At 61.0% G+C, this 24482-nt stretch carries 21 protein-coding genes; 6 read left to right on the top strand and 15 right to left on the bottom strand.

The window, feature by feature from the left end; all coding sequences use genetic code 11:
• Nucleotides 1–9: 9 nt before the first annotated feature.
• Nucleotides 10–1635: a phosphoenolpyruvate carboxykinase (ATP) gene (pckA, locus tag LJY25_RS07555; RefSeq protein ID WP_227607713.1), complete on the bottom strand. Its 1626-nt coding sequence runs from the start codon at nt 1633–1635 to the stop codon at nt 10–12.
• A 307-nt stretch (nt 1636–1942) separates the two neighbouring features.
• Between pckA and LJY25_RS07550 the strand changes: the two genes are divergently transcribed.
• Both LJY25_RS07550 and LJY25_RS07545 read left to right on the top strand, forming a co-directional pair.
• Complete coding sequence (locus LJY25_RS07550; protein WP_227607712.1) at nt 1943–3739, top strand: peptide MFS transporter; 1797 nt, start codon at nt 1943–1945, stop codon at nt 3737–3739.
• 70 nt (nt 3740–3809) lie between these two features.
• On the top strand, nt 3810–5114 hold the full coding sequence (locus tag LJY25_RS07545; protein ID WP_227607711.1) for an MFS transporter: 1305 nt from the start codon (nt 3810–3812) through the stop codon (nt 5112–5114).
• A 75-nt stretch (nt 5115–5189) separates the two neighbouring features.
• On the opposite strand, the gene groL is transcribed toward LJY25_RS07545, so the two are convergent.
• The 9 genes from groL to LJY25_RS07500 all read right to left on the bottom strand — a co-directional run bounded on the left by groL (nt 5190) and on the right by LJY25_RS07500 (nt 14139).
• Nucleotides 5190–6830 (bottom strand): chaperonin GroEL, encoded by a 1641-nt coding sequence (gene groL, locus LJY25_RS07540; protein ID WP_227607710.1) that lies wholly within the window; start codon nt 6828–6830, stop codon nt 5190–5192.
• A 38-nt stretch (nt 6831–6868) separates the two neighbouring features.
• Nucleotides 6869–7159: a co-chaperone GroES gene (groES, locus tag LJY25_RS07535; RefSeq protein WP_227607709.1), complete on the bottom strand. Its 291-nt coding sequence runs from the start codon at nt 7157–7159 to the stop codon at nt 6869–6871.
• Nucleotides 7160–7429: 270 nt separating this feature from the next.
• Complete coding sequence (gene secG / locus LJY25_RS07530) at nt 7430–7828, bottom strand: preprotein translocase subunit SecG (RefSeq protein WP_227607708.1); 399 nt, start codon at nt 7826–7828, stop codon at nt 7430–7432.
• The gene (locus LJY25_RS07525; protein ID WP_227607707.1) at nt 7828–9315 is read right to left on the bottom strand and encodes a hypothetical protein; all 1488 of its coding nucleotides are present in this window, start codon (nt 9313–9315) and stop codon (nt 7828–7830) included. The genes secG and LJY25_RS07525 overlap by 1 nt, the downstream gene beginning before the upstream one ends.
• Nucleotides 9316–9489: 174 nt before the next feature.
• Nucleotides 9490–10062 (bottom strand): LptE family protein, encoded by a 573-nt coding sequence (locus tag LJY25_RS07520; RefSeq protein WP_227607706.1) that lies wholly within the window; start codon nt 10060–10062, stop codon nt 9490–9492.
• Nucleotides 10043–11362, bottom strand: coding sequence for a sigma-54 interaction domain-containing protein (locus LJY25_RS07515; protein WP_227607705.1), 1320 nt, complete (start codon nt 11360–11362; stop codon nt 10043–10045). Before LJY25_RS07515 ends, LJY25_RS07520 begins: the two co-directional genes overlap by 20 nt.
• Before the next feature lie 2 nt (nt 11363–11364).
• Entirely contained in the window at nt 11365–11796 is a 432-nt protein-coding gene (locus LJY25_RS07510) for a four helix bundle protein (RefSeq protein ID WP_227607704.1), read from the bottom strand.
• Nucleotides 11797–11859: 63 nt separating this feature from the next.
• Entirely contained in the window at nt 11860–13302 is a 1443-nt protein-coding gene (miaB, locus tag LJY25_RS07505; protein WP_227607703.1) for a tRNA (N6-isopentenyl adenosine(37)-C2)-methylthiotransferase MiaB, read from the bottom strand.
• 141 nt (nt 13303–13443) lie between these two features.
• Nucleotides 13444–14139, bottom strand: a complete 696-nt coding sequence (locus LJY25_RS07500) for an HAD family hydrolase (protein WP_227607702.1) — start codon at nt 14137–14139, stop codon at nt 13444–13446.
• A 69-nt stretch (nt 14140–14208) separates the two neighbouring features.
• Between LJY25_RS07500 and LJY25_RS07495 the strand changes: the two genes are divergently transcribed.
• Nucleotides 14209–14850, top strand: coding sequence for a chloramphenicol acetyltransferase (locus tag LJY25_RS07495; RefSeq protein WP_227607701.1), 642 nt, complete (start codon nt 14209–14211; stop codon nt 14848–14850).
• A 30-nt stretch (nt 14851–14880) separates the two neighbouring features.
• On the opposite strand, the gene LJY25_RS07490 is transcribed toward LJY25_RS07495, so the two are convergent.
• From LJY25_RS07490 to LJY25_RS07470, 5 genes are all read right to left on the bottom strand, one after another.
• Nucleotides 14881–16161 (bottom strand): anthranilate synthase component I family protein, encoded by a 1281-nt coding sequence (locus LJY25_RS07490; RefSeq protein WP_227607700.1) that lies wholly within the window; start codon nt 16159–16161, stop codon nt 14881–14883.
• A 102-nt stretch (nt 16162–16263) separates the two neighbouring features.
• The gene (locus tag LJY25_RS07485) at nt 16264–17814 is read right to left on the bottom strand and encodes a tetratricopeptide repeat protein (protein ID WP_227607699.1); all 1551 of its coding nucleotides are present in this window, start codon (nt 17812–17814) and stop codon (nt 16264–16266) included.
• A 166-nt stretch (nt 17815–17980) separates the two neighbouring features.
• Complete coding sequence (locus LJY25_RS07480) at nt 17981–18730, bottom strand: zinc ribbon domain-containing protein (RefSeq protein ID WP_227607698.1); 750 nt, start codon at nt 18728–18730, stop codon at nt 17981–17983.
• Nucleotides 18720–19820, bottom strand: a complete 1101-nt coding sequence (locus LJY25_RS07475; RefSeq protein ID WP_227607697.1) for a Nif3-like dinuclear metal center hexameric protein — start codon at nt 19818–19820, stop codon at nt 18720–18722. Before LJY25_RS07475 ends, LJY25_RS07480 begins: the two co-directional genes overlap by 11 nt.
• Before the next feature lie 140 nt (nt 19821–19960).
• Nucleotides 19961–20644, bottom strand: a complete 684-nt coding sequence (locus LJY25_RS07470) for a uracil-DNA glycosylase family protein (protein ID WP_227607696.1) — start codon at nt 20642–20644, stop codon at nt 19961–19963.
• Nucleotides 20645–20779: 135 nt separating this feature from the next.
• On the opposite strand from LJY25_RS07470, the gene lpxK reads away from it, so the two are divergent.
• The 3 genes from lpxK (at nt 20780) to miaE (ending at nt 24458) form a co-directional block, all read left to right on the top strand.
• Nucleotides 20780–21811: a tetraacyldisaccharide 4'-kinase gene (gene lpxK, locus LJY25_RS07465; RefSeq protein WP_262908697.1), complete on the top strand. Its 1032-nt coding sequence runs from the start codon at nt 20780–20782 to the stop codon at nt 21809–21811.
• Entirely contained in the window at nt 21804–23753 is a 1950-nt protein-coding gene (locus LJY25_RS07460; protein WP_227607694.1) for a putative porin, read from the top strand. The genes lpxK and LJY25_RS07460 overlap by 8 nt, the downstream gene beginning before the upstream one ends.
• A gap of 108 nt (nt 23754–23861) precedes the next feature.
• Entirely contained in the window at nt 23862–24458 is a 597-nt protein-coding gene (miaE, locus tag LJY25_RS07455) for a tRNA-(ms[2]io[6]A)-hydroxylase (RefSeq protein WP_227607693.1), read from the top strand.
• Nucleotides 24459–24482 lie beyond the last annotated feature (24 nt).

The raw sequence follows: 24482 nt of genomic DNA, 5'->3' as shown, positions 1-24482 counted from the left end.
GCCGCGTTGTTACGCTACCTCAACGGCTGCTTTCGGGGCGCCGGCCAGGATTTCCTCGTTGGCGAAGTCAGCGTACTTTTTGAAGTTGTTTACAAATTTCTCAGCCAGGGAAGCGGCCGTCTTGTCGTAGCCCTCCTTGTCGGCCCAGGTGTTGCGCGGGTCCAGAATGTCGGTGGGCACGCCAGGCACCGAGGCGGGCACGGCCACGCCGAAGATCGGGTGCTTGGTGAACTCCACGTTTTCCAGCTGCCCGTTCAGGGCGGCCGTAATCATGGCCCGGGTGTAGCTCAGCTTCATGCGCGAGCCCACGCCGTAGGAGCCGCCGGTCCAGCCGGTGTTGATCAGCCACACGTTCACGTCGGGATGCTCGTCCATCTTCTGGCCCAGCATCTCGGCGTACTTGGTGGGATGCAGGGGCAGGAATACGGCGCCGAAGCAGGCCGAGAACGTGGTCTGGGGCTCGGTTACGCCCATCTCCGTACCGGCCACCTTGGCGGTGTAGCCCGACATGAAGTGGTACATCGCATGGCTCTTGTCGAGCTTGCTGATGGGAGGCAGCACCCCGAAGGCATCGGCCGTCAGGAAGAAGATGTTCTTGGGCGAGTCGGCCACCGAGGGCTCGATGGCGTTGTCGATGAAGTTGATGGGGTAGGCCGTCCGGGTGTTCTCGGTCACCGACTTGTTGGCATAGTCCACGGTGTGGGTGCCGGGGATAAACCGGGTGTTCTCCACGATGGAGCCGAAGCGGATGGCATCCCATATCTGGGGCTCTTTCTCGCGGCTCAGGTCAATCACCTTGGCGTAGCAGCCGCCTTCGAAGTTGAAGATGCCCGCGTCGGGCGTCCAGCCGTGCTCGTCGTCGCCGATCAGGCCGCGGCTCGGGTCAGCCGACAGGGTGGTTTTGCCGGTGCCCGACAGGCCGAAGAACACGGCCGTGTCGCCCTGCTCGCCTACGTTGGCCGAGCAGTGCATGCTCAGGGTGTTGCGCTCGTGGGGGAGCAGGTAGTTCAGCACGCCGAAGATGCCTTTCTTCATCTCGCCGGCGTAGCCCGTGCCGCCAATCAGGATCATCTTCTTGGTGAAGTTGAGGATGGCGAAGTTTTTCTGGCGGGTGCCGTCTACGGCCGGATCAGCCTCGAAGCCGGGGGCGCAGATGATGCTGAAGTCGGGCGTCCAGGTGGTGTCAGCGCCTTCCTCGGGGCGCAGGAACATGTTGTAGCAAAACAGGTTGTGCCAGGCCTGCTCATTCACGACCCGTAGCTTGAGCTGGTAGTCGGGGTTGGCGCCGGCGTAAGCCTCACGCACGTAGAGCTCCTTGTCTTCCAGGTACTGCACCATCTTCTGGTGGAGCTGGTCGAACTTATCGGCATCGAAGGGAATGTTAATGTCGCCCCACCACACGCTGTCCTGGGTGTTGGCATCCTTTACTACGAAGCGGTCCTTGGGGGAACGGCCGGTAAAGGCGCCGGTGTCGGCCATCAGCGCGCCGGTGTCGGTCAGCGTGCCTTCACCGCGGCGAAGCGCGTGCTCGACCAGCTCAGCCGGCGTCAGATTGAGGTGAACCTGGGCGGTGCGGGTAAAGCCCAGAGACTGCAAACGATTGCGGGAATCGGTGGCGAGAGCGGAATTTTCCATCATTAGCCGATATAATAGAAGAGAAGGTGGGAGTGTGAATGGGAACTTGCGGGCAAAAATAGGCAATAAATCGTTTGCGGCGGCGCCGAACCGGCCGAAAAGCCCGAACCCGTCGAGCCTGGCAGGGGGCAGAAACCCAACCGATGCGGGCCGGCTCAACGGTCGTAGGAACCGAAGACGGACAAACCGGATTTAACCAAAAAAGGGCCGTAAGGTTGCCAGTTGCGAAACTTTTGTAGTTTTACCAACCACCCATCCGGCGGTTGCCGGCCCAACCTACTCCCAAACCAACCTTTAAATTCTTTTCATGCAAACTGCAACTGCCGCACGCGAGCAAACTTCTGCGCCCGCGTCGACTGGTCATCCCAAGGGCCTTTACGTGCTCTTCGCCACCGAGATGTGGGAGCGTTTCAGCTACTACGGCATGCGTGCCCTGCTGTCGCTGTACATGATCAAGGCCCTCCTGATGAACAAGGAGATGTCGTCGCTCATCTACGGCAACTACACGTCGCTGGTGTACCTGACGCCTCTGCTCGGCGGCTACATGGCCGACCGCTACTGGGGTAACCGCAAATCCATTCTCGTGGGCGGCCTGCTGATGGCGGCCGGACAGTTTGCCTTGTTTTTCTCGGCTTCGATGTACGGCGCAGGGCAGACGACAGCGCCTCAGCTGCAGCTGCTGCTATTTTTCCTGGGTCTGGGCTGCCTGATTTTTGGCAACGGCTTTTTCAAGCCCAATATCTCCTCGATGGTTGGTTCGCTGTACCCGAAGGGCGACAGCCGCATTGACGCGGCCTACACCATCTTCTACATGGGCATCAACCTGGGCGCGTTTTTCTCGCCCCTGGTCTGCGGCACGCTCGGCGACACCGACGACCCTTCCGACTTTAAGTGGGGCTTTTTGGCCGCCGGTATCGGCATGCTGATTGGCTCGCTCACCTTTGAGCTGCTCAAAAATAAGTACGTGGTGACGCCGGAAGGCGCTCCGCTCGGTGCTAAGCCCGACCGGGGTGTTGGTGCTACCGGTCCTAACACGCCCGAGCAGCTGGTGGCCAACAACGAAGTGGTGCCGGTGCAAACCGACGCCCCCGTACGGGCCGAAACCATTGCCGACTCTGAGCGCGGCGGAACCCCAGCCAAGAGCTTTGCCAGCAAGCTGCCCATGCTCATCGGCCTCTTCGCGGTAGTGTACGCGGCCATTGCCTGGATTATGGACCGCGACTGGATCGGCGCCCTGGTGTTCTCGGCCATGATTGTAGCCCCCGTTACAATTCTCACCGACCCTTCGCTGACCGCCCGGGAAAAGCAAAAGATCTACGTAATCTTCATCCTGAGCTTCTTTGTAATCTTCTTCTGGGGCACGTTCGAGCAGGCCGGTGCCTCGCTCACGTTCTTCGCCGACGAGCAGACGGACCGGAACCTGGGTTCCTACGTAGTACCGGCTTCCTACTTCCAGTCGGCCAACGCGCTGTTCATTATCATCTTCGCGCCGATCTTCGCGGTGCTCTGGACCTGGATGGGCAAGCGCGGCACCGAGCCCTCGTCGCCGCTGAAAATGGCGTTCAGCCTGATGCTGATGGCCGTGGGCTACCTGATCATTGCCTTCGGGGTGAAGGGCGTGGATGCCAACACCAAGGTGAGCATGTTCTGGCTGATCACGATGTACCTGGTGCACACCTTTGCCGAGCTTTGCCTGTCGCCGATTGGCCTGGCGCTGGTAAACAAGCTTGCCCCGGCCCGCTTTGCCTCCCTACTGATGGCCGTGTGGTTCCTGGCCACCGCGGCCGGCAACAAGCTGGCCGGCGTGCTGTCGGGTCTGTATCCTCCCGGCCCGGCCGAGTTTGCCAAAGCCGCTAAGGAAGGTATCAACCTACCCGCCATCCTGAATGGTACCTCCCAGGTTGGCGCCGATGTGGCCGCTAAGCTTAAGTCCCTGGAGCTGACTTCGAACTGGCCCTCCTTCCTGGGTTTCCAGATCACCAACCTCTACGAGTTCTTTATGATTTTCGTAGGTCTGTCGGCGGTGGCTTCGTTGATCCTGTTCGTTATCTACAAGCGTCTCTACACCATGATGCAGGAGCCCGAAACGCCTCTGCAGGCGTAATTACCAGCAACCTGTATTACCGAAAACCCCGCTGTCTGCCGGCAGCGGGGTTTTTTATTGCCTCGTCACGATGAATCAATCTATTTCCAACCCGGCGCTATCTGGCCCGGTCATGGAGCAAGCCGGGAAGTCCCAATGGAAGCTGCTTCTGGGCATTGCTCTGCTGGAGCGAATCTGCTACTATGGAGTGCGCAGCCTTTTCGCACTGTACCTGATTCAGCGCCTGCGCCTGCCCCGCGCCGACGCCGGGCTGGTCTACGAAGCGGCCACGGTGCTGATTTACCTACTGCCGGTGCTCGGGGCCTGGTTTGCCGACCGGTGGTGGGGCCCGGTGCGGACGCTGCGGGTGGGCAGCCTGTTGCTGGTGCTTGGTGGTATCGGGGCCTTCGTCAGCGGGCTGCTCCCAGCGGATGGCCCTGCGGCAGAACCGGCGTTTCTGGTGGGAATTGGGTTGATAACCGCAGCTACGAGTCTGTTCAAACCGGCTTATTATGCCGTTGCCGGACATCTTACCCGGGAGCAGCCGGCACCCGACCTCCCGCTGTTGTTCTGGGTGATGCTGGTCGTAAACGTCGGTGCCTTTCTGGCCCCTTTGCTGATTGGCAGCCTGGGGGATACGGGCAACCCCGAAGACTTTCGCTGGGGCTTCCTGTCTTGTGTGGTCCTGTCCCTGGTTGTCGCGTTCCTGACCCGGGGCCTGCGTGAGCCTGACCCGGCAGCGCCTTGGGCTGCTCCACGGTTCAAGTGGGGCTGGCTGGTGGTCGTACTTATGGCCGTCGGGGCCGTGCTGGTCATGCTCTACCATCTGCCGGTGGCCGAAAGCTGGGTGACGCTGCTGGAGGCCGGGGGCGCCGTGGTTCTTTTGCTTGCCCTGGTGCGCGACCCGGCAGCTGCCGCTTTCCGGAAGCTCGGGAGCCCGCTCTGGTTGCTGGGCGTCAGCTTTCTGGGCCTGGTAGCCAACTTTGGCGGCAGCCAGTTCATGCAAACTACGCTGCTGGGGGATAAACCGCTAAATCCCAGTGGGCTGATTCTGCTTTCCTTCGTCTTTATTGCCGGCGGCTGGTTTTGGAGCAAAAGGCGGCAGGAGCCCGGCAAAAGTCCGGGGCGCCGCGTGCTGCTCTGGGCGCTGATAGCCTTATTCATTGGGTTGGCCGCGTGTCTTGTTCCGCTTTTTCAGAGCAGTGGCCTGCTGCTCACCCTGACCGGTTTCGGGGCCCTGCTATTGCTCTTCTGCTTTGAAACAGCCTGGAACGTGCTGATACCCGTGGTGCTGGCCCGCGAAGTGGCGCCGCACCTGCTGGCGCGGAGCATCGCGCTGTTCTTTCTGCTGTTTACCCTGGCCTACAAAGCCTCGGGCTTTCTGTTTGGGAGCTGAGTTGGATTTGTAGCCACAAAAAAATCCCCGCCGGACCAGATCCAGCGGGGATTTTTAATAAGCTAGCAGCCTGACTTACATCATGCCACCCATGCCGCCCATGCCGGCACCGCCGCCACCGTGGCTGTGCTCTTTCTCGCTCTCGGGCTCGTCCGAAATCACGCACTCGGTGGTCAGGAGCAGGCCGGCAATCGAAGCGGCATTTTCCAGCGCCAGGCGCGTTACTTTGGTCGGGTCGAGGATGCCGGCGGCCATCAGGTTCTCGTAACGGTCCTCGCGGGCGTTGTAGCCGTAGTCGGCTTTGCCTTCGCGAACTTTCTGCACCACTACCGAGCCTTCGCCACCGGCGTTGGCCACGATGGTACGCAGGGGAGCTTCCAGAGCTGTGCGGATAATATTCACGCCGGTACGCTCGTCGCTGTTGATGGTGTCAACGCCTTCGAGCGAATCGAGGGCGCGCACGAGGGCTACGCCGCCGCCGGGTACCACGCCTTCTTCCACCGCAGCGCGGGTAGCGTGCAGGGCATCGTCAACGCGGTCCTTCTTCTCTTTCATCTCTACTTCCGTCGAAGCACCGATGTAAAGGATGGCAACGCCGCCGCTTAGCTTGGCTAGGCGCTCCTGCAGCTTCTCCTTGTCGTAGTCCGACGTGGTCGTGCCGATCTGGGCCTTGATTTCGTTGATGCGGGCAGTGATGGTGGCTTTCTCACCCTTGCCGTTCACGATGGTCGTGTTGTCCTTGTCGATGATCATCTTCTCGGCCGTGCCCAGGTATTCCAGGGTAGCGGAGTCGAGCTTGTAGCCGCGCTCTTCCGAAATCACGGTACCGCCGGTCAGGACGGCAATGTCCTCGAGCATGGCCTTGCGGCGGTCACCGAAACCGGGAGCCTTTACGGCCGCAATCTTCAGCGAGCCGCGCAGCTTGTTGACTACCAACGTAGCCAGGGCCTCGCCGTCCACGTCCTCGGAGATGATAACCAGGGGCTTACCCGTCTGAACTACCTGCTCGAGCACGGGCAGCAGCTCCTTCATGGTGCTCACCTTCTTGTCGTAGATCAGGATGTAGGGGTTGTCGAACTCGGCCTCCATCTTCTCCGGGTTGGTCACGAAGTAAGGGGAGAGGTAACCGCGGTCAAACTGCATGCCTTCCACCGTTTTCACTTCGGTTTCGGTGCCGCGGGCTTCTTCCACGGTGATAACGCCTTCCTTGCCTACTTTGTCCATGGCGTCGGCAATCATCTGGCCGATTTCCATGTCGTTGTTGGCCGAAATAGCACCTACCTGGGCAATTTCCGAGGAGTTCTCAATCTTTTTGGACTGCTGCTTCAGGTTCTCCACCACGGCCTTCACGGCCTTGTCGATACCGCGCTTCAGGTCCATCGGGTTGGCACCGGCGGCCACGTTCTTGGAGCCGGCGGCGTAGATGGCCTGGGCCAGTACGGTAGCAGTCGTCGTACCGTCACCGGCCTGGTCGGCGGTTTTGGAGGCAACTTCCTTTACCAGCTGGGCGCCCATGTTCTCGATCGGGTCGCTCAGCTCAATTTCCTTGGCTACCGTTACACCGTCCTTGGTGATGCTCGGGGCGCCGAATTTCTTGTCGATAACCACGTTGCGGCCTTTGGGGCCCAGGGTCACCTTTACGGCGTTTGCCAGCTTGTCTACGCCGCGCTTCAGCTTGTCGCGGCCGTCGGTATCGAATTGGATGTTCTTAGCCATCTTATTTCAGGAGTTTGGATACAGGGAAAGGAATAGGACTACAGGACGGCAAAGATGTCCGACTCGCGCATGATCAGGTAGTCGGCGCCATCCACGGTAATCTCCGTGCCGGCATATTTGCCATACAGCACTTGGTCGCCCACGCTTACCTGAGGCTTGATGAGGGTGCCGTTGTCGGCAACTTTGCCTTCACCCACGGCTACTACTTCGCCCCGCTGGGGCTTCTCTTTGGCCGTGTCGGGGATGATGATACCCGATTTCGTTTTCTCCTCGGCAGCGGCCGGCGCAATGATTACGCGGTCGGCTAGCGGTTTCATGCTAAGTGACATGTTGTTCGGTTTGGTTGAAAGGTTATGGTTAAAGAACCCGTGCCTGCTGCCCGACACTTCTTGTGCCAGCCCCGCAAACCTGACAGAATGCACCCGAAAAGTTCCCTGAATGCCTGAATTATGTGGTTTCCCTGTCAAACGTGTCAGCCCGCCCTGACAGGAACGACGGTTGGTGCCGGGCAGGTGGCAGGCCGTCCCGCGAGCAGGTTGGGCACAAAAAAGCCGGTGGCCCCGTAAAGGAGCCACCGGCTAGAAATCCTGTTGTCCGGATTAGCGGGTTGCCGGTGCGGCGGCCGGAGCCGTGGCGGGGGCAGTAGCGGGCTGCTGCGGAGCCGCAGCACCAGGGGCCGGCGCAGCCGGGCCGGCCGGTGCCGTGGTGGTGGGAACCCGGGTTTCCATGGCGCGGCGCTGGTTAGCGCTACGAACCGGACCGGCAGTAGACGTTCCGTTGAGCATGTGCGTGCCGAGCGACAATACGACCAGACCGATGGCGAAGCCCCAGGTCAGGCGCTCGAGCAGGTCGCCCGTACGTTTAACACCCATCAGTTGGGTGGCACCGCCGGCGCCAAACTGGCCCGACACGCCACCACCCTTAGGGTTTTGAGCCAGCACCACGAGGGAGAGCAGAAAGCAAACGAAAAGAATCAGGCCGATGAGAGCGTAATACATTACTCCGAAGTTTGTAATTGTTGAATCTGGGCGACAAAGTACGCCTTTTTTTCCGGCTGGCGCACTATCAGGCGCTCATATATTTCGATTGCCTTGGCGATTTTACCCTGTCTGATAAGGATTTTGGCGAGGCTTTCCGAAGCCAGATCGGGTACTACCTGGGTACTGCGAACTGAGAGGTCGGCCTGCTCGTCGGCCGGGGGCAGGGCGCTGGGTGCCTTGAGCCGGGGCTTACTGCGCAGAAACCGGTTGATCAGCTCAATCGACGTTGGAACTGGCGGGGGCGGGGGGCGGTGCGCCTCGGCGTGAGCCAGCAGCAGCGCATCCGGGCCAAACGTGTCCTCGCCGGGCAGGTTCCGGGAAAGCTCGGAATGAAGTTGCAGCGAAGCGCCGAAGCGGCTGCCGCCATCGAGGCCATAGCCCACCTCGGAATCGGCCTGGAACGGCGGAAATACCACGGCGGGTGGGGCTTCGGCCAGCTCGGGCAGCTCGTAAACCGGCGACACCGGCCGGGCATTGCTGCCCAGGCCGTACTCGAAGCGCGAAGTTCCCCGCTCAACCGGAGGGCGAATGGGCGGGGCTACCGCCGGCAGCTCGTCTACCACCGGGGCGGCAACCGGCGCCGGAAGGGGCAGAATTGCGAATGAGTCATCTTCCGACGTCGACGTTTCCCCGGTGTCCTTAACCTCAGGCTCCGCTACTACTGATTCGGCAGCGTCCGGCTCTTGGGCTGCATCCGGTTGCAAAGCAGATTCAGCCGGCAGCTCAGGCTTGGGTTGCGTCTCATCTACCGGGACCGTAGTCTCGGCGGCTGGTTCTACTTCCGGCTCATGTTCATTTGATTCTTTCAGCTGTTCATCCAGCTCAACAACCGAATCGTCACTGGTAACCGCAGAAATAAGAGGCTCAATTTCTACTTTAGATTTAATATCAGAATCCGCATCAGGATAATCCGTTGTGACGCTTAAGTCAGGTTCAGTTGTAGCTATTGCCGGAGCTTCGGGCTCATGTATTTCAACAGCCGGCTCGGTCACGAGCCTCGCGTCGGGCAGTTCGCCCTCGTCCGGCACAGTTTCATCCGGCTCACCGGTAATGGGGGGCACCTCCTGAATCTCCTGCTCTTCCGGCGTAGTTACGGGAGGGAGCTCGGGGGCCAGGGGGACAGGGGTTTGAGCGGGCAGCGGCGCCGCCGGAGCCTGGGGCTCGACCGGCTTGCTTTCGGCCGGCACCGGGGCTGCGGGCAGCAGCATAACGCCCGGCGTCTCGATCAGGGTGCGCAGCAGCTGCCGGTCGGCGGCGTAGGTGGCGGCCCGGCGCAGCCGCTGGCTGGCCAGCATGCTGCCCCGGTCGTGGGCGGCTTTAGCCAGCAGCACGTGAGCCGTCTGACAATAGGGGAAGGCGGTGGCAAGCTGCTCCAGCTCCCGCACTTCGCCTTCCGAGATGGCATCAACGTGGTCCAGAATGTGCAGCAGCGACGCGCGGGTCATGGCAGGGAAGTTTGGTCGAAACCAGGAGGAGAGAAAGACTTTGTACGAGCCGGCGAGAAATCCGGTGCCTGGCTACCTGTTGAAAAGCAGGGCGGCAACAATACAGCAAAATATGCAGATAACAGCACTGCTCCTGGCCGGAGCCACAAAAACCGGGTGCCGGCGACGCCGGGCTTACCAGTTGGCTACCGACTTGTTGAACGCGTCGGTGATGATGTTGTTCAGGATGGTGCGCACAGCCGGGTCATCGTTGATCTGGGTGACGGTGGCGCTGGCCGGGAAGTTCTCCCCGCTCTGAAACGTTTCCTCAAAGTCCTGCTTGGGGTCCTTCGTGTTCGTGAACTTCACCCGCACCTGGATGGTCAGGCGGTTCACGCCGGCCTGTTCCTGGCTGCCCTGGCGCTGAATGGCGGCGGGCGCAAAGTCATAGGCGATAATCTGGCCTTCAAACTGCAGGTCGCCGCCCCGGGGGACCTGCTTCAGGGACGTGTTGCGCTGAAAGTAGTCCCGAAAGGTTTCCGTGAACCGCTGGCTGATAAAGGAGGGGCCGTTGCTGGCGTTATTCTGAAACGTCTGAATCGAAATCGTCTTGATCGTCGGGTCGATGTTGGTGCCCGTGAACGAGTAGATGCCGCAGCCGCTTAATAAGCCGCAAGCTGCAAGCCACAGGCTCCAAGCAAAAAGTGCGGGTACGGAAGCTTGCAGCTTGCGGCTAGCGGCTTGTAGCTTAAAATTGCTCGAGGTCATATTGCTTGAGCTTGCGGTAGAGAGTGCGCTCGGAGATACCCAGGTCGTGGGCCGCGTACTTGCGCTTGTTGTGGTGCTTTTTGAGCGCCTTCATGATCATTTCCTTTTCCTTGGCTTCCAGGGAAAGGGTTTCCTCCTCGGTTTCGTGGGGAATGTCCTCGACCCGGGGTGCTTCCTCCTCATAGCCGGAGGAGTCGTCAACGGAAAGGCTGGCGTGGGGCGTGATGATGTAGTCGCCGTTGTCAGCCTCGGCGGGGCGGGGCAGGCGGCTGCCTTCAAACGGCGCCACGTTCAGATTATTGAACAGGTGACTGTTCTGGCGCAGCAGCTCCTGGGTTTCGGCGGGGCGCTGACCGGCGGCCAGTTCCAGCACCAGCTTTTTCAGGTCGGTCATGTCGCGGCGCATGTCGAACAGCACCTTGTAGAGCAGGTCGCGCTCCGAGAAGGTGTTGCCGGCGCCATCGGTACCCGGGCCGGCGGCGCCCAGCAGCATGGGCAGGCGACTGGTCTGGTCGGCGGGCAGGTACTGGCGCAGGCGGGCGGCATCCACTTCCCGCTCCATCTCCAGCACCGACATCTGCTCGGCTATGTTCTTGAGCTGGCGGATGTTGCCGGGAAAGCGGAAGCGCTGCAGCTCCTGCACGCCGTCGGGCGTGAGGGCAATGGGCTTGACGCGGTAGCGCTCGGCAAAGTCGGTGGCGAACTTGCGGAACAGCAGGTAGATGTCGTCGCCCCGGTCGCGCAGGGGCGGCACCGTAATGGGCACCGTGTTGAGGCGGTAGTAGAGGTCTTCCCGAAACTTGCCCTCGCGCACGGCGTCGAGCAGGTTCACGTTGGTAGCAGCCACCACGCGCACGTCGGTTTTCTGCACTTTGCTGGAGCCGACGCGGATAAACTCGCCGTTTTCAAGGACGCGCAGCAGGCGGGCCTGGGTGCCGAGCGGCATTTCCCCGATTTCGTCGAGGAAGATGGTGCCGCCGTTGGTGACTTCGAAATAGCCGCGGCGGGCCTCGTTGGCGCCGGTAAACGAGCCTTTCTCGTGGCCGAACAGCTCGGAGTCGATGGTGCCCTCGGGAATAGCGCCGCAGTTGATGGCAATGAACTGCCCGTGCTTGCGGGGCGACAGGGCGTGGATGATCTTGGAAAACGACTCCTTGCCCGACCCGCTCTCCCCGGAAATCAGCACCGTCATGTCCGTCGGGGCTACCTGGGTCGCCACCTGAATGGCATAGTTCAGCGCCGGCGCGTTGCCGATAATGCCGAAGCGCTGCTTAATGGATTGTATTTCCTGGGTTGTCAAGGTCAGTTGTCCGTTGTTAGTTGTCCGTTGTCAGTGAAATAGGCAGAAGCCTCTTCCGCTACGTGCGACGACGGAGGGAGTGAACGATAATACCGAATGAAACCCTGAAGAAGCTTTTTACACTCATTGAGTACCGTTAGCATCTCATCCAGTAAAGACGGCGCCAAGTAGCCCAAGTCAGCGGCCAAATAAAGCTGGGTTTCTAATTCGAATAGGGAGCCGCGGGCAATAAAGAGAAACCGGATCGTATCAGCCGAGGATTGTCGTCCACATCCTTCGGCAATATTGGAAGGTACGGAAACAGCGGATCGTCTTATTTGATTGGTTAAACCAAATAATTCCTCTTTGGGGAAGTCTTTGGTCAGTTCATAGGTCCGTTTCGCCAATTGCCGGCTTGTAAGCCATACCGCTAAATCGGTGTATGCTCTTTCCATTACCGATGCGGTTAACATGACCTATAATGAGCAGCCTGACAACAGACAACGAACAACTGACAACTAATTCACTATTTCCCCCAACAGCGCCGCACCCGTCGTGCTCGTCACAAATACGTTCACGTAGTCGCCTTTCTGCGCGGTGCCTTTCGGGAAGATGACCACCTGGTTCTGGCTGTTGCGGCCGCTGAGCTGCTCCTCGGAGCGTTTAGAACGGCCTTCTACCAGCACGCGGTGGACGCGGCCGACCATGCGGGCGTAGCGGGCCCGGGCGTGCAGCTGCTGCCGGTCAATGACTTCCTGCAGGCGTCGCTTTTTGGTTTCCAGCGGAATATCGTCTTCCAGCTTGCGGGCGGCCAGCGTACCGGGGCGCTCGGAGTAGAAGAAGTTGTAACCCATGTCGTACTGCGAGAAGTCGATGAGGCTTAGCGTGTCCTGGTGCTCTTCCTCAGTCTCGGAGCAGAAGCCCGAAATCATGTCGGTACTGATAGCGCAGTCCTCGCCCAGGATGCGGCGGATGGCCTGCACGCGCTCCTCGTACCAGGGCCGGTCGTAGGTGCGGTTCATCAGCTTGAGCACGCGCGAGTTGCCGCTCTGGGCCGGCAGGTGAATGTACTTGCAGATATTCTCGTGCCGGGCCATCGTGTACAGTACCTCGTCGGTGATATCCTTGGGGTGGGAGGTCGAGAAGCGCACCCGCAGCTCGGGGCTGATCAGGGCCACCTGCTCCAGCAACTGGGCGAAGTTGACGCTCTCGGTGCCGTCCTCGGAAGCCCACTTGTAGGAGTCCACGTTCTGGCCCAGCAGGGTCACTTCCTTGTAGCCGGCAGCCACCAGGTCGCGGCACTCCTGCACGATGCTGTGCGCATCGCGGCTCCGCTCCCGGCCCCGGGTGAAGGGCACCACGCAGAACGAGCACATGTTGTCGCAGCCCCGCATGATGCTCACGAAGGCGGTAATGCCGTTGGAGTTCAGACGCACGGGCGTGATGTCGGCGTAGGTTTCCTCCCGGCTCAGGAGCACGTTCACAGCTTTCTGCCCGCCATCTACTTCCTGAATCAGGCGGGGCAGGTCGCGGTAGGCATCGGGGCCCACTACCAGGTCCACGAGCTTTTCCTCTTCCAGAAACTTGCTTTTCAAACGCTCAGCCATGCAGCCCAGCACGCCTACCAGCAGGCCGGGGTGGCGCTTCTTATGCCCGTTGATCTGGGACAGGCGCATCCGCACAGTCTGCTCGGCCTTTTCCCGGATCGAGCAGGTGTTGAGCAGCACCAGGTCGGCATCGGCCAGGTTCTCGGTGGTATCGAAGCCTTCGTCGAACAGGATGGACGACACGATTTCAGAATCCGAGAAGTTCATCTGGCAACCGTAGCTCTCGATGTACAGCTTGCGCTGCCGGCCGGTGCGGGTAGAGGGGCTGACGCGCACATCGTCGGCCGGCTGATGAGCGTCAGCGGTGGCCGGGGGCGGGGTCAGAAAATCAAGCGTGAACAGTTGCTGCGACATAGTCATTCAAACACGAAAGGAAGGCAAAGGTAAGGCTTTCGTGCTGAAAATGACAGAATGGCAGGGGGGCTATTAAGGTGATATTGTGGGGCGGTGAGTTGTCGGATCCGTCAGGCAGCAAGCGGTAGCTCTCTTTTCAGCTCAGGGCAGATACGCCAGGACATCGCGCAGGTCGGTGACAGCGTGAAACTCCAGGCCTTCGAGCTTTTCGGGGTCGACGTGCTCGAAAATCCAGGTGGCGTGGTAGGGCACGTGCACGGCCCGGAAGCCAAGCTGGGCCACGGGCAGGATATCGGACTTCAGCGAGTTGCCAATCATGAAAAACTCCCCGGGCAGCGCGTTGTAGCGGGCCAGCAGGCGGCGGTAGGTGGCCTCGTCCTTCTCACTGACGATTTCCACGTAGTCGAAAAAGTCGCCCAGGCCGGAGCGCGCCAGCTTGCTTTCCTGATCGAGCAGGTCGCCTTTGGTCAGCACCATCAGGCGGTGGCCGCGGCGGCGCAGTTCGGTGAGGACCTCCACTACCCCCGGCAGGGGCTCGATCGGGTAGCGCAGCAGCTCCTTGCCCAGGTCTAGAATCTGCTGGATGTAAGTGCCCGTCACGGCTCCGTCGGTGAGCTGGATGGCCGTTTCAATCATCGACAGCATAAACGACTTGGCCCCGTAGCCGAAGAGCTTCATGTTCTGGCGCTGCACGGTATTAAGCTGCTCCGTGATGCGGGCCGCGTCGCCGCAGTGGGCCAGGATTTCGAGGAGCCGGGCTTCCACCTGATCGAATTGGGGCTGGTTGGACCAGAGGGTATCGTCGGCGTCGAAGGCAATGAGGTGAGGCGCGGCCATGGCGGAAAAGCAAAGGGAAAACCGGCGGAAAAGCCCGCGGAGGCCGTAAAGTTACCGAACTTGCCTCCCATGAAACAGCTGATTGACCTTGCCACCTGGAATCGTCGGGAGCATTTTGCCTTTTTCTCGGCCTTCGAAGAACCGTTTTTCGGCCTGGTCGCGCCGGTGGACTGCACCGGCGCTCACGCCGAAGCCAGACGGCTGGGCGTGTCATTTTTCCTGTATTACCTCTACCACGCCGTGCAGGCTGCCAACACGGTGCCCGAGCTGCGCACCCGCATCGAAAACGGGCAGGTGTACCGCTATGACCGGGTCCACGCCTCCGCCACGCTCGGCCGCCCCGACCACACCTTCGCCTTTTCCTTTATCGAGCAGCACGACGAGCTGGCCGGCTTCGTGGCGGCGGCCACCGCAGAAATGCAAGCCGTGCAAAGCAGCACGGGCCTGCGCCTGAATGCCACCACTGCCCGCGTCGACGTGCTGCACTGCTCGGCCATTCCCTGGGTGCGCTTCACCGGCCTCACCCACGCCCGCAGCTTCGCTCACCCCGACAGCTGCCCTAAAATCTCTTTTAGCCAGCTCTATGAAGAAAACGGCCGCACCTGGATGAACGTGGCCGTGAACGTGCACCACGCCCTGGCCGACGGGTACCACGTGGGCCAGTTTCTGCAGGCTTTTGAGCGGAATCTTAAAGGCAGCGTGCCAGCATAGGGTGCTTCCCATGCCGTTCACGCATCGGGGCTACTGCTGTTCTACTGCGGCTCCCAGCACTTCGAGCAGGGCGCGGCCTTTGAGCAGGCATTCCTCGTATTCCCGTTCCGGGTCCGAGTCGTAGGTGATGGCGCTGCCCACCTCGAAGCTAAGGTACCCGATGCCGGCGCGGTACTGTAAAGAGCGAATGACGACGTTGAGGTCGAAGTCACCATTAGGCCACACCACACCGATACTGCCGCTGTACAGACCCCGGCGGGTGTGCTCGTACTGCTCAATCAGCTGCATGGCCCGCACCTTGGGCGCGCCGGTCATCGAACCCATCGGAAAAGCCGCGCGGAGGGTATCAACGAAGTCTGCTTCCGCACGGCGCCGCGCCAGCACCGTAGAAATCATCTGCCAGACGTGCCGGAATGGGTACAGGCCAAACAGCTCCGGAACCTGTACGCTACCTGGCTCGGCCACGCGGGCGAGGTCGTTGCGCACCAGGTCCACAATCATCAGGTTTTCGGCCTGCTCTTTCTCGTCGTGGCGCAGTTGCTCGCGTAGCTGCTGGTCCTCCGCCGGTGTGGTTCCGCGCCGAACGGTGCCTTTGATGGGCTGAGAAATGAGCTGACGTCCGCGTTGAGCCAGAAACCGCTCGGGCGAAGCACAAAGCAGGTAGCGGTCGGCCCATTTATAAAACCCGGCAAAGGGCGTGGGCGAAGCGGCCAGCAGCTGCAGAAAGGTGGTAGCAGGGTTCAGCGTCACGTTTTCAGCATAGAACTCCTGGCACAGGTTCAGCTCGTAGACTTCCCCGTTCAGAATATCCTCCCGCACGGCGTCTACAGCGGCCAGGTAAGCGGTTTTGGGCATGCGGGGGCGCATGGTCAGCCCGGCCGGGACGGGGGCCGGTGGTACCGGCGTATACAGAATAGCAGCCAGGGTATCAGCCGGTCCGTGAATCTTAACGCCCCCGGGCTGCCACTCCAGCCAGATTTCAGGCTCAAAGAAGTGCAGGGCCGGCCAGCCCAGGGCATCCGCGTTGGCACTGGTCAGCGCCTCTATCTCATTCTTGAGGTCGTATGTCAGCAGGCCGCAGCGGGGCCCGGTAGCGGGCTGAGTTAGCCAGCTGCGCAACTCGTCCAGCGTCCGGGGTACGGGCTCTGCCGTTGCTCGTACGGCCAGCAGCTGCCTGAACGGATCCTGTGGATAAGTCAGGCCGTTTGACTCGTAGTAGGCGCAGCACGCAAACTGGTTTGCCCAGTGCAGCGCCCGGGCGCGAAACTCGGCGGGGGAGATGCTCAGGTCGGCAAACGAGGCGAAGAACACAGGAATGCAGTAGCTGACCCTGACGGGCTACGCAGCCCGGGGAATAGAAATCCCGTCAAAGATAGGAGGGTAGGCCCGACTAAAGAAAGCCTTGTCGCGTTGCTACAGGCGGCGCTTGCCGCTCGATTCCGGCTGATTCAGCGCAGCCAGGGCAACTTTGGCCTTGGCGTCGGTGCTGTTCTTGTATTCGTGCTTCGGGTAGTTCAGCGTCTTCTCGAAGTAGGTCCGCGCAATGTTCAATTTACCGTCGGCCTTGAACAGGTAACCGAGCTGCAGGGCCGCCTGCGGGGCAAAGTAGTACGGGGCATTGCCGGAAAGCGCAATGGTGCGGGCGTAGCAGTGACGGGCCGAATCAAGGCGAACCAGTCCGTGAAAAGCCCGGGCCCGGAAGTACACTTCCTCCAGCTTGTCGCGAAGCGGCACGTTGGGGCAGACGCAGTCCGGAATAGAGTTCAGCGTAGTCAGGGCCTCCCGGTAGAACCCACCATCGAGCTGCAGTCGCGCCCGGGTCAGGGTGCGGTTGAGGGTGAACTTGCCTTCGTAAAAGCGCTGGGCGTAGGCATCCTCTTCCATCACGATGCGCCCATCGTTGTCGATCCGGCGGCGGTACTCGTTGGCAGAAGCCTGGTCGCCGGAAAGCCAGGAGGCAAGGTACAGCTTGAACAGGGCATCCTTGCGGAAATGCTCTCCCTGATACTCCTGCAGGAACAGTTGATTTTCACGCCGGGATGCTGCATACTGGCCCTGGTAGAGCAGCAGATCAGCCGCAATGTGGCGCAGATAAGGCAGCTTTACATAGCCCGGGCCAGTAGGACGCTTGTGGTATGCTTCCAAGCCCTTGGCAGTACGCCGGAGCTTCTTATTGGCGCTAATAGTGAGGTAGCTGAACAGCAGGTTGTCAGGCTGCTCAGCAGCCAGGCGGGTTGCCAGCTGCACGGTGGCCTCGGTCTTTTTGAAGTACGACTCCTGGAGCAACGCCTGCAGGATCTGGGCTTCGGTCTGAAAGTCGTTGGGCTGTTGAGCGGCTAACCCCAGATTCTTCATGCCTCCTTCAATGCTGCCGGGCAGGCCCATCACCTTCAGAAACCAGCGGAAGCCTTCGGGCAGGGAGCCAATCATAAACTGGCACATACCCAGTGTTTTGCGGGCCGGTAGAAAGTCAGGGTAGCGCTTTACCACGCCCTGCATCTGCTGGTAAGCCTGCCGCATGCTCCAGGCGCCCTGTACTTCATGGTTGAAGAACACCTGGGCAATAGCCTTGTGGAAGTGAATCTCAGCAATGGTGTAGTCACGCAGGGCGCCGCGCTCGGGACTGTCATCAAGGGCATCGAGCCGGTCGTCCTGGGCTTCGATAATGGCGTCGTAGCGGTCCGCGTCCTGGGTGGCGAGCAGGTCAGCAAAATCAATGCAGTCGGCTACGAGGAGGGTACTGGCGCTGTTGGGAGCCCGCTGCAGCTCGCTGCGCAGCAGGTTACGGGCAGGATCCAGGCGCATCTTGAGCAGTTCGGCGTAGGCCCGACGGGCGCCGGGCATCAGCTGTTGAGCAGCGACCGGCTTAACTGCCTCGGGCGCTCCTACCTGCTGAGGAGCCGCCAAAAGACCGCCGCTGGTGGACAGCAGCAGACCAAGGAAGAAGAGGTGGAGCTTGCTCAAGATGCTTGTGGCAAATAGGTTATTTAGTAACTGTCTTACCATCGCAGCCGGTATCTGTAAAAAGCCAATTACCAGTTACAGCAGCTGTAATAAAAAAGAACGACACTAAGTCGTTCCTTTTTACTTTACAAAAAACAAAATAATTCGGGCAAAAAGCAAATCCCGGTTACGCTGCTTTTACGTCTACGTCAGCCAAAACCCGGCCACAGTGCTCGCACACGATAATTTTCTTGTGCGAAATGATGTCGGCCTGGCGCTGGGGCGGTACGGTGTTAAAGCAACCGCCACAGGCATCGCGCTTTACCATCACTACGGCCAGTCCGTTGCGCACGTTGCCGCGGATCCGGGTGTAGGCCGTCAGCAGGCGCTCCTCGATGGGGGCAGTGGCTTTCTCCCGCTCCTGGAGCAGGGTCTTCTCTTCCGCATCGCTCTCGCCTACGATGGTGTCGAGCTCGGCTTTTTTGTTTTCCAGGTCCTTGCGGCGCTCGTCGAGGCGCTGCTTGGTGCCGGCGATGTCCGTGTTCTTGAGCTCAATCTGGTACTGAGCTTCCTTGATTTTCTTGTCGGAAATCTGGATTTCCAGGCGCTGCAGCTCGATTTCCTTGGCAATGGCCTCGTACTCACGGTTGTTGCGCACGTTCTGCTGCTGGTCCTCGTACTTACGGATCAGGCCTTCCGCATCCTTGGCGGCCTGCTTGCGGGCTTTGATCTGCTCGTTGAGGGTGGCAATCTCCTCATCGAACTTGCCGACCCGCACTTCGTAGCCGGCAATCTCATCTTCCAGGTCGCGAACTTCCTCGGGAAGGTCGCCGCGCACGCGCCGGATTTCGTCGAGTTGCGAGTCGAGGCGCTGCAGGTTCAGAAGAGCTTCCAGCTTGCTGGCAACGGGAGTTTCCGCGGAGGCATTAGAAATCATATCGGACAGGGTTGGTGAGAGTCTGGGCAATTAAGACCGCAAAATTACTCGTAAACGTTGAGGTAAGCAAGTCCCGGAATATCTCGCCGGTAAATTGTTCACTCTCAAAGTGTCCGACGTCGCAGAGCAGCAGGCGGCTCTCGGCCCCAAAGAACTCGTGGTACTTCAGGTCGCCCGTGACGTAGGCGTCTGCCCCGGCGGCCCGGGCCCGGCCCAGCAGAAAAGAGCCCGCCCCGCCGCACAAAGCCACTTTGCGGATCGGCTGCTCAAACTCGGTGTGCTTGACGACCGGCACACCCAGAACCTGACGCAGCCGGGCCCGGAAGTCGGCCGGACTCAGGGGCTCAGCCAGCTCGCCGATCATGCCGGAACCTACTTCCTGGTGTTCGTTTTCGAGACGGATCAGGTCGTAGGCCACTTCCTCGTAGGGATGGGCCTGCCGCATTGCCTGCAAAACGGCCCGTTGCCGGTGCAGGGGCAGCAGAACTTCTACCCGCAGCTCCTCGGCCTGCTCGGGCTCGCCCGGCTGCCCCAGATAGGGGTTGGAACCGACGCCGGGCGTGAACGTGCCCATGCCCGCAGAGCGGAAGCTGCAGTCGTGGTACTGACCGATCTGGCCGGCGCCGGCCTGGTGGAGGGCCTGCAGCAGCGGCTCGGCATGCCCGGCCGGCACGAAAACGACCAGCTTGGCCAGCAGACCCGCTTTGGGCTCCAGAATCCGCAGGTTCTGCAAACCAAGCTTTTCCCCCAGCTTGCGGTTCACGCCCAGGTGCACATTGTCAAGGTTGGTATGGGCGGCGTAAATAGCAATATCAGCCTTGATGGCTTTGATAAGCGTCTGCTCTACCTCGTTGGCTCCGGTAAGGCGCTTGAGCGGGCGGAATACCACCGGGTGGTGCGCTACCACCACGTTGCAGCCCCGCCGAATGGCTTCGTCCAGGATGGCCGGGGTGCAGTCGAGGGCAATAAGAACACCCCGGACCTCGGCCGCCGGGTCGCCGCACTGCAGGCCAGCATTGTCGTAGGATTCCTGGTAAGCAAGCGGGGCCAGATTTTCCAGGGCGCGCGCCAGATCAGCAACGGTAGGCATAGAAGTTGGAGTTGGGCTGCAAGCTACAAGCCACCGGCTATATGCTTATACAGGGTGACTGAAAAGCCCGGGCGTGACCTGAAGCTCCAGGTGAGGTGGGTGTTTTTAATAAACTACTTACTAGGTAGTTTTGGCCGGCATCATTTAGTCATACAACCCTCAAGCACCCGCAGGTACTGCTCAACATAGGCCGGTACTTCGCGCCGCTTGTACTGCATTACGTAGCGCGGGTGGTCCAGAATGTGCAGCTGCTGGAATAAGCCCAGCTCGTCGTTGAGGCGGGTCAGAAACTGCCCATTGCGGCGGCCCAGGCACACGGCGGCGTGCCGGGCCAGCCCCAGCTCCTCTACCTGTCGGCGCAGAGAGGTGCGCAGCTCCGGCAGCAGGGCCCGGGTCAGCGCCGGGGCGTCGTAGTAGTTGTAGTTCAGGCCCTGCCGTAGTAGCACGAGCGGGTATACCGAGCTCAGGTAGAACTGCCGGTAAAACGCCTCAGCACCGCCAAACGCTTCTATCACCCGGTACACGAACTGGCTGGAAAGCTCGGCCCGGCGGGGCACGTCGTTGGCAATGCCGCAGTGCCGGGCCAGGGCATCCGGGTCGGTGAAGGCAATGCCGGTAGTACCGGCCCCGAACCGGCCGGGATTGATACCCAGCAGGGCTACCCGGGGCGGGCCATCAGAATAGAATCTGTGGGCAAAGCGGGGCAGCAGCTCCCGGGCCGCCGGCAGCTGGTAGGGGTTGTACGCCTCCACGCCGCCGGGCAGGGGTGGCGGGGCCGGAAACGTAGTCAGCAAGTGCAGGAACTGGTCGGCAAAGCCAGGCATGGGCGGAGCAGGTCAGGGGATGATGGAGTACTATTTACGGGGTTCGGGCCCGCGCGGCACCGGGAGCCCCGCAATTCCGCGTATTTTTGCGGCTGCCCGCCCTGTCCGCTGATGCCTGCTTTGCTGAGTTTCCTGTTGCTGCCCCTTGCCTGGCTTTATGCCGGGGTTATGGCCGTGCGCAACTGGCTGTATGACAAAGGGCTTAAAAAGTCAGCGGTACATCCGGTGCCCATCATCAGCCTGGGTAACCTGCGGGTGGGCGGCACCGGCAAGACGCCCCACGTAGCCTGGCTGATTGCCCGGCTGCAGGAGCAGGGCGAGACTCCGGCCATTCTGAGCCGGGGCTACGGGCGGGAAACCAAAGGCTTTGTGCTGGCCGGGCCCGCCGCAACGGCCGCCACTATCGGCGACGAGCCGCTGCAGTACTACCATGATTTTCGGGGCGCAGTGCCGGTAGCGGTGGCGGAAAACCGGAACCTGGGCATCCGGAGCCTGCTGGCAGCCCATCCGGAGCTGAGCGTGGTAGTACTCGACGACGCCTTCCAGCACCGCCGGGTGCGGCCCAGCTTCAGTATTCTGCTGACCGAGCAGCAGCGGCCTTTTTATGAAGACCACGTGCTGCCCGCCGGCCGCCTGCGGGAAAGCCGGGGAGGAGCCCGCCGGGCCGACGCGGTAATAGTGACCAAGTGTGAGGCGACGCTAACCGAGGAGCACCGCCGGGCCATCACTAGGCAGGTGCGGCGCTACGCCCGGCCCGGGGCGCCCGTGCTATTTTCCATGTACCACTACCTGGCCCCGGTGCCGCTGGGCAGGCAGGCCGTTCCGACCGGTAAGGACGCCATCCTGCTAACGGGCATTGCCCAGCCTGGTCCGCTACGCGCGGAGCTGGAAGCCGGGGGCTACCGCATCACCCACCACGCCGCGTTTCCCGACCATCACGCCTTCACTGCCGCCGAGCTGGCGGCGGTGGCCGGACAATTACAAGCCGGGCAGAGCGTTTTCACCACCCGTAAAGACGCCATGCGCCTGCTCGAACCGCCTTTGCGCGAGCAGGTAGCGGCCCTGCCCATTTTCTACATTCCCATTGAGGTCGGGTTTCTGGCCGGTGGCGACGCCCACCTGCTCCAGCTCCTGAACCCGCTAATTCAGCCCACTGCTGTTGTCTGACCTGCTTTCGAATCCGCTGAACCATTCCCGGACGCCTGCCTCGTGGCGCCGTTTCCTGCTGCTCCTGCTGGCCACGGCTGGCTTGCTCAGCTACCGGCCAGCCCGGGCCCAGGTGCTGGACGACTCGACTAAAGTGCGCTTCGGGCCGAAAACCACCCGGGTTATCCGGGAGGCCGACGTGATGCGCGAGCAATACGAGGGGCGCATGGTGGATACGACGCTGACGAACCTGCCGGATATGCGGTTCTGGGCCCACGACACCACCTTTCAGCAGGATTTGGGCAACGTGGGCACCGCCTCCCGCCCGCTGCTGTGGCAACCCAACGTGCAGCTGGGCGCCCGGCTGGGCCGCAACGTTTTTGACCGGTACGTGCGGGATGCGGCCAACATTCCGTACTACGATACCCGCTCGCCCTACACGTTCTTCCGCTTTTTTCAGAGCAGTGAGGGCGAGCAGGTGTTTGAGCTGTCCTACACCCGCAGCATTAAGAAGAATGCCAACGTAGGCGTTGCCTACGAGCGGTATGCCAGCAACAAGATTCTGGCGGCTCAAGGTATAGAGGGCCTGGTCAACCACGTCAACTTTCTGGTGTTTGGGCGCTACCAGAGCACCGACGACCGGTATTACGCCCTGATCAACTTTAGTACGGCCCGGCACACGGCGCCCGAGCAGGGCGGCATCCGGCCCCTGACCCGGGCCGAGACAACGATACCCGACTCCGTACCCAGCCAGCTTTTCGACTACCGGCGCGAGCGGATCTGGCTTTCAGGCTCCCAGGTTTTCAACCGCGAGGCCCGCGACCAGCTGCACCTGGCCCACACCTACAAGCTGTTGGGCCGGGGCCTGACGGCGTTTCACGTGTTCGACTGGCGCCGGCAGTACAATGAGTATTCCGACGATAAGCTGGTGTACGAGCGGGATACGCTGCGCTACTACCCCGTGGCCCGGCTTAGTCCGGTCGAAACCCGGGACCGGGCCGAGTGGCGGCAGGTGGAAAATACGTTTGGGGTGCTGGGGCGCAGCAATGCCGTGGAGTACCGCCTGTACGCCCGCCGCCGCGACGCCAGCCTGGTGACCCGCACGGCCCTGGCCACCGACGGTCCTGCTTCTCTGGTAGAGGCTTTCCCGGACCGCCGGTTCGGGGAATGGTTTCTGGGCGGCACGGCGGCCTTCCGCTATAAGATATTTGCGGTGGAAACCGCCGGCGAGTTCAAGCTGATTGACCAGTACTGGGTGCGGGCGGCGGCCCGGTTTGGCCCTTTAACGGGTGAGGCCTTTAGCTCGTCTTACGCTCCCACCATTACCGAGCAGGAGTTCAACGGCAACCACTACGCCTGGCAGAACGACTTCCTCAATACCAAAGTCAACCAGTTTACGCTGCGCTACGCCCAAACCGTGGCCGGGCAGCAGCTGACGGCCTCGGCGGCCGTGGTCAACATCAACAGCCTGGTGTACTACAGCCAGACGGGCCGGCCGGCCCAGCTAAGCGAGGGACGCAACCTGCTCATCGGAACCCTGCGGCATCGCGCGCACTTCGGCTCGGTCTATACCGATAATGTGCTGACGCTGACCGGGGGCGGTGAGGGCCCGGGAATCCGGATTCCACCGGTGGCAGCTTACTCCAAGGTGTACTTTCAGGGGGCTTTGTTTAAAAAGGCGCTGTTCGGGCAGGTCGGTGCCGATGTGTACTTTCAGTCGCGGTGGCGGGCGTACGACTACAGCCCCAGTACCCAGCAGTTCTACCTGCAGGACGAGTTTACCATCCGTGGCTACCCGGTGGTAGGAGCGTTTCTCACGGCTGACATCAAAACCGTTTCCATCTTTCTGAAGGGAGCCTACCTCAACCAGGGCCTGGGCGGCAACGGTTACTTCACCACTCCTTACTACACCGGGCTGCCCCGGCGCTTCCAGTTCGGCATCCGCTGGCAGTTCTTCGATTAAGCAGGGTCTTGGGGCTTGGCTGACGAACAGACCAGATCCGGCCTTGTTTCGCCGGCATGTCAACTACTCCCCAACACCAAGTCCCTGAGACCCCCAGACCCCATCTCCATGAACGAAAAAACCATTCTCAAGCTTAAGCTCAACACCGACCCGCGGTGGGTGGACATTGCCAGCAAGAACATTGAGGACATTCTCGTTGACCACGCGTATTGTGAGCAAAAGGCGGCCAGTACGGGTATCTCGCTTATCGTCAGATATCCCGAAAAGACCCGGCTGGTAGACGAGCTGACCGGGCTGGTAGCCGAGGAGTGGGCCCACTTCGAGCGGGTGCTGCTGGAGCTGCGCAAGCGCGGCCACGAGCTGGGCCGGCCCCGGCGCGACGAGTACGTGGTGCAGCTCATGGCTCACGTGCGGAAAGGCGGCGCCCGGGACCGTCAGCTCATGGATCAGCTGCTCGTAAGTGCCTTGATAGAAGCACGTAGCTGCGAAAGGTTCAAGCTGTTGTGGAAGCACATTCCCGACCCGGAGCTCAGCAAGTTCTACTACGAGCTGATGGTATCCGAGGCGGGCCACTTTGTAAGCTACGTGGAGCTGGCCAAAGAATACTGCGACGCCAAGGAAGTAGATGCCCGCCTGCAGGAGCTGCTCAAAATCGAAGGCGAAATCATTACCAGCCTGCCCGTCCGCGATGACCGGATGCACTAAGCCGGCCGGCAAAGCGAAAGCCCG

The sequence above is a fragment of the Hymenobacter translucens genome (assembly GCF_020685205.1).
GTDB lineage: Bacteria > Bacteroidota > Bacteroidia > Cytophagales > Hymenobacteraceae > Hymenobacter > Hymenobacter translucens.
This window is presented reverse-complemented; position numbering and strand designations above follow the sequence as displayed.